Source organism: Immundisolibacter sp., assembly GCF_041601295.1.
Lineage (GTDB): Bacteria > Pseudomonadota > Gammaproteobacteria > Immundisolibacterales > Immundisolibacteraceae > Immundisolibacter.
This window is the reverse complement of sequence record NZ_JBFIII010000077.1, coordinates 1-14,927: the sequence shown is the minus strand read 5'-3', so window position 1 is coordinate 14,927 and position 14,927 is coordinate 1. Positions and strand designations below refer to the sequence as shown.

15 protein-coding genes are annotated in these 14,927 nt (G+C 60.2%); 2 read left to right on the top strand and 13 right to left on the bottom strand.

Annotated elements, in window-relative coordinates; all coding sequences use genetic code 11:
* From ABZF37_RS10585 to ABZF37_RS10560, 6 genes are all read right to left on the bottom strand, one after another.
* On the bottom strand, positions 1-106 hold a 106-nt coding region (locus ABZF37_RS10585), incomplete at its 3' end, for a YaeQ family protein (RefSeq protein ID WP_372719675.1).
* Between the two features lie 108 nt (positions 107-214).
* Positions 215-700, bottom strand: coding sequence for a hypothetical protein (locus tag ABZF37_RS10580; protein WP_372719673.1), 486 nt, complete (start codon positions 698-700; stop codon positions 215-217).
* 116 nt (positions 701-816) lie between these two features.
* Complete coding sequence (locus ABZF37_RS10575; RefSeq protein ID WP_372719671.1) at positions 817-1,872, bottom strand: VOC family protein; 1,056 nt, start codon at positions 1,870-1,872, stop codon at positions 817-819.
* Positions 1,873-1,962: 90 nt separating this feature from the next.
* Entirely contained in the window at positions 1,963-2,952 is a 990-nt protein-coding gene (locus ABZF37_RS10570) for a carboxymuconolactone decarboxylase family protein (RefSeq protein WP_372719669.1), read from the bottom strand.
* Between the two features lie 180 nt (positions 2,953-3,132).
* Complete coding sequence (locus ABZF37_RS10565; RefSeq protein ID WP_372719667.1) at positions 3,133-3,624, bottom strand: aromatic-ring-hydroxylating dioxygenase subunit beta; 492 nt, start codon at positions 3,622-3,624, stop codon at positions 3,133-3,135.
* A gap of 2 nt (positions 3,625-3,626) precedes the next feature.
* Complete coding sequence (locus ABZF37_RS10560) at positions 3,627-4,874, bottom strand: Rieske 2Fe-2S domain-containing protein (RefSeq protein WP_372719665.1); 1,248 nt, start codon at positions 4,872-4,874, stop codon at positions 3,627-3,629.
* Between the two features lie 338 nt (positions 4,875-5,212).
* Between ABZF37_RS10560 and ABZF37_RS10555 the strand changes: the two genes are divergently transcribed.
* Together ABZF37_RS10555 and ABZF37_RS10550 are read left to right on the top strand one after the other, a co-directional pair.
* Positions 5,213-6,565: a Rieske 2Fe-2S domain-containing protein gene (locus ABZF37_RS10555; protein WP_372719663.1), complete on the top strand. Its 1,353-nt coding sequence runs from the start codon at positions 5,213-5,215 to the stop codon at positions 6,563-6,565.
* A gap of 1 nt (position 6,566) precedes the next feature.
* Complete coding sequence (locus ABZF37_RS10550; RefSeq protein ID WP_372719661.1) at positions 6,567-7,070, top strand: aromatic-ring-hydroxylating dioxygenase subunit beta; 504 nt, start codon at positions 6,567-6,569, stop codon at positions 7,068-7,070.
* 81 nt (positions 7,071-7,151) lie between these two features.
* Here the strand turns inward: ABZF37_RS10550 and ABZF37_RS10545 are convergent, their stop codons facing one another.
* The 7 genes from ABZF37_RS10545 to ABZF37_RS10515 all read right to left on the bottom strand — a co-directional run bounded on the left by ABZF37_RS10545 (position 7,152) and on the right by ABZF37_RS10515 (position 14,725).
* Positions 7,152-9,077 carry an ATP-binding cassette domain-containing protein gene (locus ABZF37_RS10545; protein ID WP_372719659.1) on the bottom strand — a complete coding sequence of 642 codons (1,926 nt, stop codon included), beginning with the start codon at positions 9,075-9,077 and terminating at the stop codon, positions 7,152-7,154.
* 68 nt (positions 9,078-9,145) lie between these two features.
* Positions 9,146-10,483, bottom strand: a complete 1,338-nt coding sequence (locus ABZF37_RS10540; protein WP_372719657.1) for an MFS transporter — start codon at positions 10,481-10,483, stop codon at positions 9,146-9,148.
* A 57-nt stretch (positions 10,484-10,540) separates the two neighbouring features.
* Entirely contained in the window at positions 10,541-11,038 is a 498-nt protein-coding gene (locus ABZF37_RS10535) for an aromatic-ring-hydroxylating dioxygenase subunit beta (RefSeq protein WP_372719655.1), read from the bottom strand.
* Between the two features lie 89 nt (positions 11,039-11,127).
* Positions 11,128-12,519, bottom strand: coding sequence for a Rieske 2Fe-2S domain-containing protein (locus ABZF37_RS10530; protein ID WP_372719653.1), 1,392 nt, complete (start codon positions 12,517-12,519; stop codon positions 11,128-11,130).
* A gap of 153 nt (positions 12,520-12,672) precedes the next feature.
* On the bottom strand, positions 12,673-13,530 hold the full coding sequence (gene yghU, locus ABZF37_RS10525) for a glutathione-dependent disulfide-bond oxidoreductase (protein ID WP_372719651.1): 858 nt from the start codon (positions 13,528-13,530) through the stop codon (positions 12,673-12,675).
* Between the two features lie 145 nt (positions 13,531-13,675).
* Entirely contained in the window at positions 13,676-14,107 is a 432-nt protein-coding gene (locus tag ABZF37_RS10520) for a CBS domain-containing protein (RefSeq protein ID WP_372719649.1), read from the bottom strand.
* Between the two features lie 174 nt (positions 14,108-14,281).
* The gene (locus ABZF37_RS10515; protein WP_372719647.1) at positions 14,282-14,725 is read right to left on the bottom strand and encodes a hypothetical protein; all 444 of its coding nucleotides are present in this window, start codon (positions 14,723-14,725) and stop codon (positions 14,282-14,284) included.
* Positions 14,726-14,927 lie beyond the last annotated feature (202 nt).

Sequence of the window (14,927 nt, the reverse complement as noted above, 5' to 3'; positions counted from 1 at the left end):
TTTCGGACGGATGCCGCGCCAGAGTCAGTGCGTGCTCGGCGTAATAATTCCGGTCCATGTCCGCGATTTGGAGGTCGACTTTATAAATGGTGGCTTTGAGGGCCATTGCTTGCTTCCGTTAAAGAATAAGGGCAGGCGCTCCGGGGTGGGATCACGGAATCTCTATCGTAATGCAGACCAGAAAAACGTTGCGAGCCCAACCTGCGCTGCCTGCTTATCCGTGCTTGGGCAGGGGGTATTTCAGTTCCCGAATCATGGCATCCAATGCCCCTTGTGAAAGACCATTACTTTCCAGAGCCAACCACTCCAGAATTGCGGACTCATGGCGAACCATCGATTCAAGGACAGGTTGGTCGTCGGCAGGGCCAGCCTGTGCTATTTGCGCAAAGCGGGAGTGGAAGTGCTCGATTGCTGGTGTTATTGTCGCAGCGAATTCTCGGAAGCTGCTCGCTGAGTTATAGGCGCCGAGCATGCCATCCACGCCGCTCAAGTCCATGTCTTCACTTAACGGAAGATTATATTTCGCGAGGAACGGACGCAGCCTGGCCTTGGTTTCTGTCTCAAGTTGAAGCAAGGTTCCGAAACGGTATCGATCATGGTCGTCTTTTGCCGCTTTGATCAAGGCGAGTGCCGATGCTTCGCCAAAAATTTCGCTCTCATACAGCTCTCGGATGCACGCGGGATAGGTGACAGGATTCATATAATCCACCTCGCTATTATTGCCATTTTTCGCGTCATACGATCGAAACCAGCTACGTTCCGGCAGGTTACGGCCTTCGCCTAACCCGCCCCACATGAGATCGTCGCCTTTCGGGTTTAATCCCCCATCAAAATCGACGCATCCCCAGGATTTGGGAAGAATAACTCCAGCCAATCCGGGCGCAGCGGGATGACCACCTCGGTGGTGATGCCGGGCAAGTAGCGGCGGGTGTCGACGTAGTAGTACTCCATCATGTCGCCAATGCGCCCGCCCTGAATGACAGGCATGCCGTGTTTTTCGAGTTCCGGCAGGGCGGCGGTGAATTCTTCTTTGGAGCAGATCGTCGGGAAAGTGTGGTGCATGCCTTCGCCGCGTTCCTTCAGGAATTCGTCGTACACGCATTTGTCGCTGCGTGGGGTGATCAGCTCAAAGCACAGCTCGCCCAGGCGCCCGACGTGGTTGTCGTAGGCGTGGTAGCAGGGCTGGCCGTAGTAAGTGGTTTCTTCCATGGTCACACCGGACTCGATCTGGAACTCGATCCAGCGCTGCATGCCGAAGAGTTTCTCCAGGTTGGCCTTGGTGCGGTTACGGTCGGCGCACACGACGCCGATGTGCAGCATCTTCGCCGTCGGCAGAAACTGCGGTCCCAGGTGGGCAAGGTCCATGTGCAGTACTTCGTCCGGCTTGATGACGTCCCGCCAGTCCGGTCGGCGCGGACAATGCACCTCGACGATGACGTTCGACAGGGCCTTGCGTGTGTCGAGCTGGTAGTAGTCGACGGCGTCGAAGAAGGTGCCGCTCTGGCGGACGCCGATGCCCTGGGTTACCAGTTCCGCGCGCAGGGCCTCGAATTGCTGTGGCTCGCACACGCTGGCGGCGACCCCGTGCATGCCCTCGCCGACGCCGTCGAGCATGGCCTGGTAGCTGGAGGGGCCGTCGACGGGCTGAATCAGCTCGATGCCAAGCTCACCGTTGTGGCCGTAAACGGAGATCCAGCGGTGTTGCGCGGGCTTGCCCTCGAACGTTGAATTGCTGAGGTATTTGCCGTCGACGCGAATTACTTCCCAGCGGTCGATGCCGAAGAAGCGCGCGAAGTTGCAGACCACCTGCCGGTAGTCGCGCACGACCACGGTGGTGTACTGCCATTGGCTGACTGGGATGGTTGGGGACATGGGGTATCTCCTCTTGGCCATTCACAAAAAAATCAGGCCGGGTCGAGCCGGCCTGAGGGGTTTATCCAAGGCAGCGTGCTGGGTGCCCGTTCAGGTAAAGGTGACGTCCTCGCCCATGCCGGCGATTTGCGCATAGGTGGGCGGTGCCACCACTTCCAGGAACATGCCACCGAGCTGTTCGCGGGTGTCCAGGAAGAACAGTTCGGCAATGCCGGCGATCTTGCAGTAGTTGGCCACCTTGACGCCCTGGCTGGTGTAGCGGCGCACCAGCTCCAGAGGATCCGGGTGCGACAGGTCGCCGACATGCTGCATGCCGTCGCCATAGGCGTTGACGAAATCGCCAAATATGGTTTGCCCGGACACCGGTTGGCACAGCTCGATCAGCGTGTCGCCCAGCTTGGCGAAGGCGGAAATCCATACGAACTCACACGGCTTGCCGTAGTACTCGGCTTTTTCCATGATGGCGGACGGGATTTCCATCTTGCGCCAGGTCTTCAGGCCCATCAGGCTGCCGAAGCCGCGGGCGGTTTTCTCCCAATCCTTCACTGCCATCGCCACGTGGTTGATGGGCCCAAGTCGTACGCCAAGATCGTTGATCATCGTCCCCTCCTTTATCTGTTGCGGAATAGTGGGCGCGTTCTTCATCGCTTCCATGTGCGGTGCCAGCACCTCGCTGGCGACTTTCAGTCCGAGCACCATGCCCGGAGCGCCAATGTAGAACATGGACTGCAACAGCGCCTCAATTATCTGCGGCGGACTGACGCCGGCGTGCAACGCGACGCGCATATGGTCCTTGAGCGGCCCCTCGCGCCCGAGCGCCAGATCGCTGCCCATCAGCAGCATGGCGCGGTCGCGTAAAGGCAGGTTGTCGCGCGCGTACAGCGCTCCCCAGGTCTTGGAGAACAGGTAGCCGATCTCATTGCCGAACAGGGGGTTGTCGATCAGCGATTCGATCTGGCTGGCTTCCTCCATCCCCAGCACTTTGCGCATCAGCGCAACGCCGGCCTTGAAGTCCTTGCTGTCGCGCGAGAACGGAAAACCGTCCGCGGCTTCGATGTTGAACGTGCCTTCGTTTTTCATGGCGACCTCATAAGCATGGCTTGTTAAGAAGACGCTGAAATGTCCAGCGTCTTGCGCGGGCCAGGGACGGCCCGCCGCGAATCAAGCACCGAAAGGCTCGATTCGGCGAAGCTGCGTCCGGGCCTGTCCCGGGCGCAGCGTGCGCTGAGAAATCCTGGAAGGATTTATCCGGCGCTGTGCTCAAAGCAGGAAAGTCAGGTTGGTGATCTCGGCGTCACAGTTGAGCAGGCCAACCTTCTTGTAGCGCATTTGCCACACGTCTGTATCGGCACGTCGCAGGATATGTTCACAAAACGCCGGAAAGATATTGAGCGGCTCCAGGCGCCGCTGCGAGTTGTTCTTGAACTCATAGATCACCTGGTTCGAGCGCACGGCGATTTCGCCGTCCTGCTCGCCGGGCGCAATGGCGATGTTGCTGATCTGGTGCAGGGTGCTTGACGGCACCGCCTGTGCAAAACAGAACTCGCTTTCCAGGCGGATCAGGCGCTCGTTCAGCAGTTCCATGTCGTCGTACACGAACGACACGTGCTGCAGGGGGTCGGCATCCAGGCGGTTGGACGGAATCCAGTACAGCGCGTCGCTGCTGAACAGCTTTTGCCAGTCACGCCAGCGCTTTTCGTCTATCAGGCGCGCTTCCTCGATCAGAAACGCTTCTACTGCATCGCGATCCATGCTTATTTCCCTGTCTGCGCCATCAGCCGCCGGTACTCGTAATACGGCGCCCGCTGCTGGGTTTCCTGTGTATGACCGCCGACGCGGCGGCCGTGATCGTCCGTGGTTTCCGACAAATAGCCCCGGTTCAGGTACACCCACGGTGCCATTTGCGCGTGGTAGCCGGCGCCCATGCGGTCGAACACGGCGTAATCGTCCGGGCCGCCGAACGAGGCCGGGCCGTAAAAGAACTCATGCTCGCGCACGCGGCGGGTGTTGAACTTCGCCGGCACGCCCTTCAGGGTGGTGTGGTACAGGCGCACTTCGGTCAGTTCCGGCTCGATCGGCCGGATGACGCGGAACTGGTACTCCAGAATCGCGAAATTCGGGAACAGCACCATGTTGAAACGGGTGCGCAGCACTTCCATCGCCCGCTCGCGGCCATGCGCCTGGGTCAGCAGGTCGATAAACTCCGGCCCCCAGCGCTTGTGCACTGCCTCATCTGGCATGCGGTACACCTCCAGCACGTTGTTGCCGTGGCCGCCGTCGATGCCGTGCAGGGGCTGGTCCTGGTAATTGCCCGGGAAACCCATCTTGCGAATCATCACGTCGAACGCCGTGGCGTGCGTGACCGGCGCGTGGTACCCCTCGACGCTGCCCTCGACCTGGATCTTCCAGTTGCCCTTGTACAGGTGCTTCGACACACCGCTGTTGCCAACCAGGATTTCGCCCACCGGCGAGAAGTCCATGTACAGGTCGATGTATTCCTTTACGCCGCTGAGCTTGTCGGTCAGCGAGACGTCTGGTTCCGCCAGCAGGCTGGCAAAGATGATGCCGCGGTAGCTCTCGACCCGCACTGCCGAGATCAGGTTCAGCGTGTCCTTGTCGATCTCACCCGGGTTGTAGCCGCGCGGCATGGCCACCGCGGTGAGCTGTCCGTCCAGGCCGTACTCCCAGCCATGGTAGGGGCACATAAAGCTCTTGACGTTGCCCTTTTCGGTGGCGCACACGGTGGCGCCGCGGTGCATGCAGCGATTGACCAGCACGTGCACCTTGCCGGCCATGTCGCGGCTGACGATGACCGGCACCAGGCCGATGAACGTGGCCTTGTAGTCGCCGGGGTTGGGTAGCTCGCTGTCGTGCGCCACGTACACCCATGAGCGGTAAAAGATGCGCTCCAGCTCGTCCTGCAAAACCGAGGGGTCGGTGTACAGACTGATGTGGGTGCGATCGACCTGCGCCAAGTCTTTGTAATCTAAAGGTTTATTCATCATACGACTCCTTTCGATACATGTGGTCGTGGCCAGCTCGCCAGCGGCACATGACATACACGCGCTGACGCGCGGTCATTCTCCTGCCGCCAAGCTCTCCTGACCGTATTTGGCACGCAGCCGGGATCGGCAATGCGGCCAGACAAACCGGAAACAGGCACGTTAGCTGGCTGCCAAACACTTGTAAAGCCGGGCCTACCGACCGGACGGTCTGGTGGTCCAAGGTCGCTTGACGCCGGTCAATAGCCGGTCGTTTCGCCCTGCCACCATGCAACTGCCGGATATCGCCCCCGGCGGTGCGCTTCTGTCGCCCGCCGCAAACTGCCAGGAGCAACCCCATGCGATCGGAAGACCTTCGTTGGCGTATCGTCGACAAGCCCGGTGAAACCTTCAAGGTTCACCGCTCGATCTATACCGACCCCGACATCTACGAGGCCGAGCTGAAGCACATCTACGAAGGCAACTGGATTTATGTGGCGCACGACAGCGAGCTGCCCAATCCGGGCGATTACCTGACCACGGTGATGGGTCGCCAGCCGGTGATCATCAACCGCGACAGCGACGGTCGGCTGCGCGGCTTTGTGAACGCGTGCAGCCACCGCGGCGCCAACGTGTGCCGCAAGCGCAAAGGCAACGCCAAGCTGTGGACCTGCCCCTATCACGGCTGGGTTTTCAGCAATAACGGGACGCTGCTGGACATAAAAAACGAGGCCGGCGGTGCCTACCCGCCGCATTTCAACAAGGCTGGGCACGGCCTGACGCCGGTGCCGCAGGTCGAGTCCTATCGCGGCTTCATCTTCGCCAGCCTGAACGCCGACGTGTTGCCGCTGAAGGAACATCTGGCCGGGGCGGCGATTTTTCTGGACCTGTTTGCCGACCAGTCGCCGAGTGGCCTTGAAATCCTGCAAGGCCAGTCGGTCTACACCCATCACGGCAACTGGAAGATGCAGGCTGAAAACGGCGTCGACGGCTATCACGTGGACCCGGTGCACACGTCCTACTTCCGTCTGGCCGCGCTGCGCGGCAAGAAAGTGGTCGAGGCGCAGGGCGAGGATGACGTCAAAGCCATCGACGTGCTGAACCCCGAAGCAAACAGCGGCAACTACGACCTTGGGAATGGCCACGTCGTTATCTGGTTTGACGTGGCCAATTACCGTGATCGGGCCGCCGGCATGCAGTACGACAGCCTGGTCGAGCGCCACGGCGAGGCGCGGGCGCGCTGGATGGCGGCGCGTCTGCGCCAGGTGCTTATTTACCCGAACTTGATCCTGTTCGACGGCATATCGACCCAGGTGCGCTCCTGGCGACCGCTGTCGCAGGACGAGACCGAAGTCACCGTCAAATGCATCGCCATGAAGGGCGAATCGGCGGAGCAGCGCAGCCGCCGTCTGCGTCAGTACGAGGATTTCTACAGCGCCAGCGGTCTGGCTACGCCGGACGACCTGACCGAGTTCGACGCCTGCCAGTCCGGCTACTACGGGCGTAACGCGCAGTGGCAGGACTTCGATCGGGGCATGACACGGCGCGTCGCCGGCCCGGACAGTCTGGCCGCGGAGATTGGCATCGGAGCGCGGGTGAGCGCCCCCGACGCGGCCGACGAATCGCTCTATCACGGTGAGTATCGGCATTGGCTGGGCATGCTCACGCGCGGCCTGGAGCGGGACGCCCGGCAAACCCGCGAGGTCGCCTGACATGGCGATCGATGTGCAACTACTGGCGCGGGTGACCGACTGCCTGCTGGAGGAGGCCGCGTGTCTGGACCAGCGCCGCTGGGACGACTGGCTGGCCCTGTACGACGAGGACTGCGTGTTCTGGGTGCCAGCCTGGGACGATGATGACGTGCTGACCGAAGATCCCGAGGCCCAGTTGTCGCTGATTTTTCTGCATGGCCGGCCGCGGCTCGACGAACGCGTCTGGCGAATCCGCTCCGGCTTGTCGTCCTCGCTGCTGCGCATGCCGCGCACGACGCATATGGTCAGCAATGTGCGCCTGGCGGGCCAGGACGGCGAGTGCCTGCTGGCGACCGCCAATTTCCAGGTCAACGCCTTCAAGCACGACGAAAAGCGCGTCGATTTCTTCTTCGGCCACTACGCGTATGCGCTGTCACCACGCGGCGACGGCTTTGGCATCCGGAGCAAGAAAATCGTCATCAACAACGACATCATCCCGCGCCAGCTCGACGTGTTCAGCGTGTAGGCGGTTGCCGCTGGCGTCGACGGCGCGGCGCGTGCCAGGTGCCGCCCGGCACAGATCGGTGTCGGATCTCCCCGTTGCCCCTCAAGCGGTGATGCTTTCCAGCGCTGCCTGCTGTTCCAGCCATTCGGCTTCCAGCTGTTTGAGTTCCTTGACCTGGGTGGCTTGCTCGAACAGGTGAGCCTTGAGCGTTTCTTTCTGGCTCTCGTCGTAAAGGGACGGGTTGCTGAGCAGGGATTCCAGTTCCGTGGCGCGGGTGGTGTGGCGCTGGATCTGTGTTTCCAGGCGCTTGATGCGCGCTTCGATGGGCTTTCTCTGGTCGGACAGGTGCTGCCGCGCTGCGGCGCCCTGGCGTTTTTGCGCCTTTCGATCGACCGGTGGGGGAGCCACCGCGGGCTCCAGTAAGGCCCGTTTGCCGAGCTTGGTCTTGAACAGCCAGTCGCGGTAGTCGTCGAGGTCGCCGTCGAACGGTTTAAGGCTTCCGTCGGCGACGATCAGGAATTCCTCGGTGCTGGCGCGCAGCAGGTGGCGGTCGTGCGATACCAGCACCAGCGTGCCTTCGAATTGCGCCAGGGCCACGGTCAGGGCCTCGCGGGTTTCGAGGTCAAGATGATTGGTCGGTTCGTCCAGCACCAGCAGGTTGGGGCGTTGCCATACGATCAGCGCCAGCGCCAGGCGCGCCTTCTCGCCCCCGGAGAAAGTGTCGATCGGCGTCATGGCCATTTCGCCGATGAAATTGAAACCGCCCAGGAAGCTGCGCAGTTGTTGTTCGCGAACGTTCGGGGCCAGCTTGCCCAGATGCCACAGAGGGGTCTGGTCGTGGCGCAGCATCTCCACCTGATGCTGGGCGAAGTAGCCGATGGACAGGCCTTTGCTGTGGTTGACGCTGCCGGACAGCGCCGGCAGGTCGCCAACCAGGGTTTTTATGAGCGTCGATTTGCCGGCGCCGTTGATGCCCAGCAGGCCGATGCGCTGCTCGGCCTGCAGGACCAGATTCAGGCGCGACAGAATGACTTTCGCGGGTTTGCCCGACACCTCTGGCGGGTAACCGGCAGTGACGTCCTCCAGCACCAGCAGCGGATTGGGTGCCCGTTCCGGTTCGCGGAACTCGAAACTGAATGCCGCGGCGGCGTGGATAGGAGCGAGTTCTTCCATCTTGGCCAGCATCTTCATGCGTGACTGGGCCTGCTTGGCCTTGCTGGCTTTGGCCTTGAAGCGGTCGATGAAGGATTTCAGGTGCGCGCGTTCGCGGGATTGTTTTTCGAACGAGGCCTGGCCGACGGCCAGGTTGATGGCGCGCTGCTTCTCGAATGCTGAGTAGTTGCCGCCGTAGCGCTTGAGTTTGGTCTCGCTCAGGTGGGCAATGACGTTGGTGATGCCGTCCAGAAAATCGCGGTCATGCGAAATGATGATCAGCGTGCCGGCGTAGCGCTTGAGCCAGTCTTCCAGCCACAGGATGGCGTCCAGGTCGAGGTGATTGGTGGGTTCGTCCAGCAGCAGCAGGTCGGACGGGCTCATCAGCGCCTGGGCCAGGTTAAGACGCATGCGCCAGCCGCCGGAGAAGCTGGCGACCGGCTCTTGCATCTGGGCGTGGCGAAATCCCAGCCCCGCGAGCAGGATCTGCGCGCGCGATCGCACGGTGTAGGCGTCGGCGTCGGCCAGAGCGGCATGCAGGTAGCCGATGCGTTGCCCATCGTGGGCGAGCTCGGCATCCGCAAGTTGGCATTCCAGCTGGCGCAGGGTCGCGTCGCCGTCGATGGCGTACTCCAGCGCCGGGCGGTCCAGGGCCGGAGTTTCCTGAGCTACGTGGGCAATGCGCCAGGTGGCGGGGAAATCGACCTCGCCGCCGTCGGCCGTCAACTCGCCGCGCAGCAGCGCGAACAGGCTGGATTTTCCGGACCCGTTGGCGCCAATGAGGCCAACTTTCTCGCCGGGGTTCAGGGTAAGGTCGGCACTTTCCAGTAAAGGCTTGGTGCCGCGTACAAGAGTGAGTTTTTGTAGGCGAATCATGCGCGCAATTATCGCCGAAACTTCGTCGATGCCCGCGCATGGCGAGTGCCGGGAAATCCCGGATCGATTTATTCAGCGCTTTTCGTGGTCACCCGGGCCGCCACCACGGACGGTGGTCGCACGCGCCACAGAATCGCCGCCACCGCGATCAGCGGTAGTGCCAGCAGGGCGAAATAACGGCCCATCGGCCAGCCCAGGCTGATCAGCACGCCACCTGCGTACGGCCCGAGGATGGCGCCAAAGCGTCCCGCGCCGAGCGCCAGCCCGATGCCGGTGGCGCGGCTTGCATCCGGATACAGCCGGGCCGCCAGCGAATACAGACCGATGAGCCCGCCCAGGGAAAAAAAGCCGGCCAGGATGGTGAGCCCGAACAACAGGTCGACGGCTCGCGTTACCTGACCGAGTGCGATGATGAACACGCCGCCCATGACAAAAAAGCCGCTCATCATGCGATACATCGACCAGCGCGCGGACAGATAGCCCAGGGTCAGCATGCCGATGCCCCCGCCCAGGTTGAGCATCATCCCGGCGCGAATGGCTTTTTCGCTGCTCAGCCCCGCTTCGACCAATACCGTGGGGGTCCAGTTCAGCAGAAAGTACAAGGTCAGGTTGCCCAGAAAAAAACAGGTCCACAAGGCTACGCCGGGCGCCAGCCACGGGCCGCGCAGCACGTCCCTGAAGCCGCTGGCGCTGAATACAAGCGGCTGTGCCCGCGCTGCTTGCAGGTCAATGCCCAGGCGCACGGCGATCCTGTCCGCTGCGGCCCGCGCCTTGGGCTGATCTTTTGGCAGCAGGTATTGCAGCGACTCGGGCAGGCCAAGCAGCAGCACCGGCACGGTCGCCAGGGTGAACAGTCCGCCGACCAAAAACAGCGCTTCCCAGCCGGCGGTGGGAATGAGTTGACTGGCGATAAATCCGCCGGCGATGCCCCCGACCGGATAACCCAGGTGCATGAAGCTAATGGCGAGGTTTCTGCGCCGATCTGGCGTGTACTCGGCCACCAGCGTGTTGAGGCTGGGGAGCAGGGCGCCGATGGCAATTCCGGTGATGCAGCGAAGCAGCAATAATTGACCGACGCTGGTCGCGGCGGCAGTCGCCAGCGTGCTCAGGCCAAGCACCGTGGTCGCCAGAATGATCATTGGCCGCCGGCCGATGCGATCGGCCGCCGGACCCAGCAGCAGGGAGCCGACGGTCATGCCCACCAGTCCGCTGCTGAAAACGATGCCCAGTGTCTGCGGGTCCAGCATCCAGGTCTTGGCGATCGATGGCGCCGCGAAGGAAATGGCCAGCAGGTCGAAGCCATCCAGAATGTTGACCAGCCAACACAAAAAGACGACCTGCCACTGCAAGGGCGCCAGCGGCTTTGCGTCGAGTTGTGATTGCAGCGATTGCGAAAGGTCAGCCATGTTCTCGCGTTTCCCGACCCGGACCAGGGGTGTCGTTCAGCGTGTGTGCCGGGGGTTCTACAGGTGATAGACGTCCACGTAGCCCAGTACCACATCGTTCAGCAGTACCACCTTTTTTGCACTGATTTTGAAGCCGTCCCGGGTTCGCGCCAGGGTATGTTCGTAATACCCGCCGTACAGGAATTGTTCTTTGTTCCGATAGCACTGGGTCAGCCAGTTTGAGGCGGCAACGACACGGTCGGCGGTTTCCTGCAGAACTCTTACGTTGCTGATTATGTGATTGGTGCGTGGCAGCGGGTAGGAAGCCGGCGACTCCCCACTGGTGAAGCGCCAGATCCTGTGCTCCAGCTCCTTGCGGCTGCTCATGTAGATGATGGAGACCTCGCCTTCCGGGTCGCTGGTCAGCTCGTTTTCACTGACCCAGGACGGCGCCCAATAGACCATGTCCTCGGCGTACATCTCCAACCATTCCTGCCAGCGGCCCTGATCCACCATGGCCGCTTCGTCGAAGATGAAGCGTTCCACCTCGACTTGCAATGCAGTTTTATCGGTCATTTTGTTCTCTGGGCCTGGGCAGCGATCAGCCGCCCGGGATAATCCGCAGCCAGGGCAGCTTTAATCCATCGGGTGCGGGCAGCGCGGGGTCAGTGGCCCCGGCCCATGGCCATTTCCCGGGCCTGTCCTTCCTGCATCAGCTTGATCCAGTTCTTGTACTGCCGAATGGTTCCCCCCTCGTAGCCCATGTGGCCGCCGTGCTTGACGTCGTTCACAGCGACCGCTCGGGCTGTGGAATCCGGGCCATCAAATTCGGTATGCAGGCCGAATGAGGCATCGTTCCAGCGCGCCGACGCCGCGCTGGCGCCCAGCTGACACTGTTCGAACTCGTGGTTGTCGTCCGGGCCGCCGAGACCGGCAACTGAGAAGAAATCCATGAACTGTTTCATCCGTTTTACCCGCAGGTGACGGGGTTCTCCCTTCGGGGCAATACACCAGTAGCTGACTTCGGTCTGATCCACGGCTATGGGCCTGACGAAGCGGATCAGCGATGCCAGCTGATCCATGATGAACAGGTTGGGGTAAATGCAGGCCTGACGCACCTTTGAGGTCATCCAGCGCGCCCGTTCGTCGCCATACTTTTCGACGAACTCCTGGTGCCGGACAAAAGCCGGCCGGTCCTCGGGGTTGGGCAAATCGGACTGCATCAGCGTGTGGCCATTTTGCATCGCGTAGACGTTGCTGGCGGTGTCAGCGTTGTTCAACTCGTCGATGCGCACCATCTTTGCAGCTTTGGTTCGGCCTTTTGTAAGTTCCTCGTCACGCATCTGCACCACGCGGATCAGGGTTTTGTGCACCACCGCCAGGTGCAGCCCGTCACCGCCACCGTTCTCGATCAGCAGTTTCCAGTTCCCGCGGTAGATGCACGTATTGGTGCCGCGAATGACCTCGAATCCGTCCTCGCACTGATCGGTCAGCATGTCGATGACCTCGGTGAGGTCGCCAAGATGCTGCCGAAGGCCCGGCACCTCGGGGTTCAGGCTGCCAAAAACGAACCCGCCATAGCTCTCTACTTTGGCGATGGCCGCAAGGTCGTAGCGGGAGGTGTCGAATGAAGCAGGATAGCCCTCGTCCCGCCTGGGCATGTATTGAAGCTTGCCATCCAGGTCAAAACACCAGTCGTGATAGGAGCAGGCGAATCCCTTGGGCTTGGAGCCGGTTTGCGTACGGCACAGGGTCGAGCCCTTATGGGTGCAGGCATTCAGGAAGCCATTAATTTTGCCGGCGGTGTTTCGAATAACCACCACCGGCTGCCGGCCCATGGTCGTGGTAAAGAAATCGCCAGGGTTGGGGATCTGGCTTTCGTGGCACAGATAAATCCAGTTTCCCTCGAAGATGTAGCGCATCTCCATGTCGAATATTTCGGGGCTGATATTGGCCATTCTTTTAATTCTGGCCGTGCCCAGTTCAGGCTGGTGTTCAACAAACGACGCAAAATCGATAGGGCCGCTGTCGCCCGGCGTAAGTGTTTCGATCTTCATACGTTTCCTCCAGTCCCGAAACGGGGCTTTCTTGAGCGAAAACGACGCTCAGTAAAAGGCCGGGCGGCCCAGGCCCGGTAGCCTAGCACGCGTATGCATCGTGACCGGTGGGGCCGTTTTCCCGCGTGTCGCGTATCCGTAGCAGTCCACACCCTAGCCCGCTGCGGGGCGATCGAAATCACCTGCATCGTGGCGTTCGGGCAACTGTTCGGCCTCTGGTCCCCAGGTCCGGTTAACGCGCCGACCCCGCTGCACGGCGGGACGGGCCTGGATCTCGGACGCCCATCGCACCACATGGGTATACGACGGCACGTCGAGGAACTCCTGTGCCTCGTAAATCGTGCCCAGCACCAAGGTACCGAACCAGGCATAGTTGGCCATGTCGGCGATATTGTATTCATCACCACATAGATAACGCCGTACGGCAAGGTTGCGATCCAGCACGTCCAGCAGGCGCTTTACTTCCATGGTGAAGCGGTCAATGCAGTATTCGATCTTCTCGGGCGCGTAGGCATAAAAATGCCCGAAGCCACCGCCAAGGTAAGGTGCGCTGCCTATCTGCCAGAACAACCAGGACATGCATTCCGCGCGCGCGGATGGCTCCTTGGGCAAAAACGCATCGAATTTCTCGGCCAGGTAAACGAGGATGGCCCCGGACTCAAACACCCGCGTCGGTGGGGATGTGCTTCTGTCCACCAGGGCCGGAATCTTGGAGTTGGGGTTAACGGCCACAAAACCGCTGCCGAACTGGTCGCCCTCCATGATCTTGACCAGGTGCGCGTCGTATTCGGCCTCCCGCTTGCCCAGTGCCAGTAATTCTTCCAGCAGGATCGTGACCTTGACCCCGTTCGGGGTCGCCAGCGAATACAGCTGCAGTGGATGCTTGCCTACGGGCAATTCCTTTTCGTGCGTGGCCCCGGAAATTGGCCGGTTGATGTTGGCGAATCTGCCCTCGCCCCCGGCTTTCCATTTCCAGACCTTGGGCGGAACGTAAGGCGCTGTCTCGGTCATGAGGGGGTCTTCCTGATTGGGGGTGATGGGTTGAGGTTAGTGCCACAGCATAGCGTGTCGGGTCCACGCACTGCCAAAAAACGGGATGATCTGGCCCGCGCGGTCCGCTGGCGTAACGGGAAAACCCGATTCTAGCGACTCCGTATTACTGCTGGTTCTTGGCGGGTCGACCGTCCTGTGACAACAATGATTTGAGGATATCCCGCCAACTTATTATCCCAACCGGGGCACGCCCGGAATCGACAATGGGTATGCAGGATAGGGTGTTATTGAGAAAAATTGCTATGGCATCGTCGATCTGGGCGTTTTCTGGTAACGTAATTGGCGTTCTTGTCATTATCTGATGTGCTTTTTTATTAAGGCTCGCCAGATCCCTGGCTGTCTCGGAGCGAGTCCCGATGTATGGGCTCAAGGCTTTTAGGAGATCTCTATCCGAAATTACCCCGAACAGCTTCCCGGATTCGACCACTAGCAAATGATGAAATTTACTATGATCGAATATTTCCTTGATTGTCCTGAGCGTATCATCCATTTCGACCGTGACAAGGATTGTGCTCATAATCTTTTCAACGGTCATGTTCTCTCCGTTTGGCCCGCCATCCGGCTCAATCAAATCGTAGTTGCTTTGAAATGAACACTATATCGACAAGTCGTCTTAGGTCCTGGTGCTGGAATCTTAAACACTCTTGAATGGCTAGTTCAGGGTGTCCACTAAATCTGCAGGAACCGCCGAGTCGGTTGCGGCGATTTTTTAGAAATCACCTGCCATGACGTTCCAAAATGGCTCTGAATACCACTGCTTTTTTCCGGCAAGATAAGCTCTAATAATTGGGCTATTGTGATAGATATCATGGGCGTACTGGCACCATGCCATGCGATCACATTCCGCTATCGTCGATTTTTGAGTGGTGATTTGTTCCAGGTAGAGGCAGAAGTAATCCGCCACGGCCAAGGCCTCTGGGTAGTGTTTATCGTCAGCAACAATTTCCGCGCCGTCAAAAAAATATGGTCGTAGGTGAGGGCGCAGAAGGAAAACTTCTTTTATCCGTGCGGCCATGTCGTAGATACTTGTTCTCGTGTTGCCCTTGATGTCTTTATCGAGTTGTCGAAGCTGCCACAAGACGGCAGCGAAACCGAAGATGGCGATTAGTGCACCAGCCGCCGACGAGGCGGCTTCTAATGTTTGCAATGTCACCTGTCCTATCTCCCGGTCCTGTGATCTTTAACTATAAATGGGCACCCGGCACCCTGAAAGGTGTTTCTTTTTTGCCTCGCGGATGCCTAATTTGTGACCGAGCGAGGCCACGGTGGGGTTTGGCGAGGATCAAACCACGTAATGCACCCGAAAACCCCAGCCGGTTGCGCCTTGAGCGGGATGCCCGAGCCGAAAGTTATGG

Coding starts and splice junctions, on each gene's coding strand:
- ABZF37_RS10580 (WP_372719673.1), bottom strand. CDS start 700: ATGAATCCTGTCACCTATCCCGCGTGCATCCGAGAGCTGTATGAGAGC.
- ABZF37_RS10575 (WP_372719671.1), bottom strand. CDS start 1,872: ATGTCCCCAACCATCCCAGTCAGCCAATGGCAGTACACCACCGTGGTC.
- ABZF37_RS10570 (WP_372719669.1), bottom strand. CDS start 2,952: ATGAAAAACGAAGGCACGTTCAACATCGAAGCCGCGGACGGTTTTCCG.
- ABZF37_RS10565 (WP_372719667.1), bottom strand. CDS start 3,624: ATGGATCGCGATGCAGTAGAAGCGTTTCTGATCGAGGAAGCGCGCCTG.
- ABZF37_RS10560 (WP_372719665.1), bottom strand. CDS start 4,874: ATGAATAAACCTTTAGATTACAAAGACTTGGCGCAGGTCGATCGCACC.
- ABZF37_RS10555 (WP_372719663.1), top strand. CDS start 5,213: ATGCGATCGGAAGACCTTCGTTGGCGTATCGTCGACAAGCCCGGTGAA.
- ABZF37_RS10550 (WP_372719661.1), top strand. CDS start 6,567: ATGGCGATCGATGTGCAACTACTGGCGCGGGTGACCGACTGCCTGCTG.
- ABZF37_RS10545 (WP_372719659.1), bottom strand. CDS start 9,077: ATGATTCGCCTACAAAAACTCACTCTTGTACGCGGCACCAAGCCTTTA.
- ABZF37_RS10540 (WP_372719657.1), bottom strand. CDS start 10,483: ATGGCTGACCTTTCGCAATCGCTGCAATCACAACTCGACGCAAAGCCG.
- ABZF37_RS10535 (WP_372719655.1), bottom strand. CDS start 11,038: ATGACCGATAAAACTGCATTGCAAGTCGAGGTGGAACGCTTCATCTTC.
- ABZF37_RS10530 (WP_372719653.1), bottom strand. CDS start 12,519: ATGAAGATCGAAACACTTACGCCGGGCGACAGCGGCCCTATCGATTTT.
- yghU (WP_372719651.1), bottom strand. CDS start 13,530: ATGACCGAGACAGCGCCTTACGTTCCGCCCAAGGTCTGGAAATGGAAA.
- ABZF37_RS10520 (WP_372719649.1), bottom strand. CDS start 14,107: ATGACCGTTGAAAAGATTATGAGCACAATCCTTGTCACGGTCGAAATG.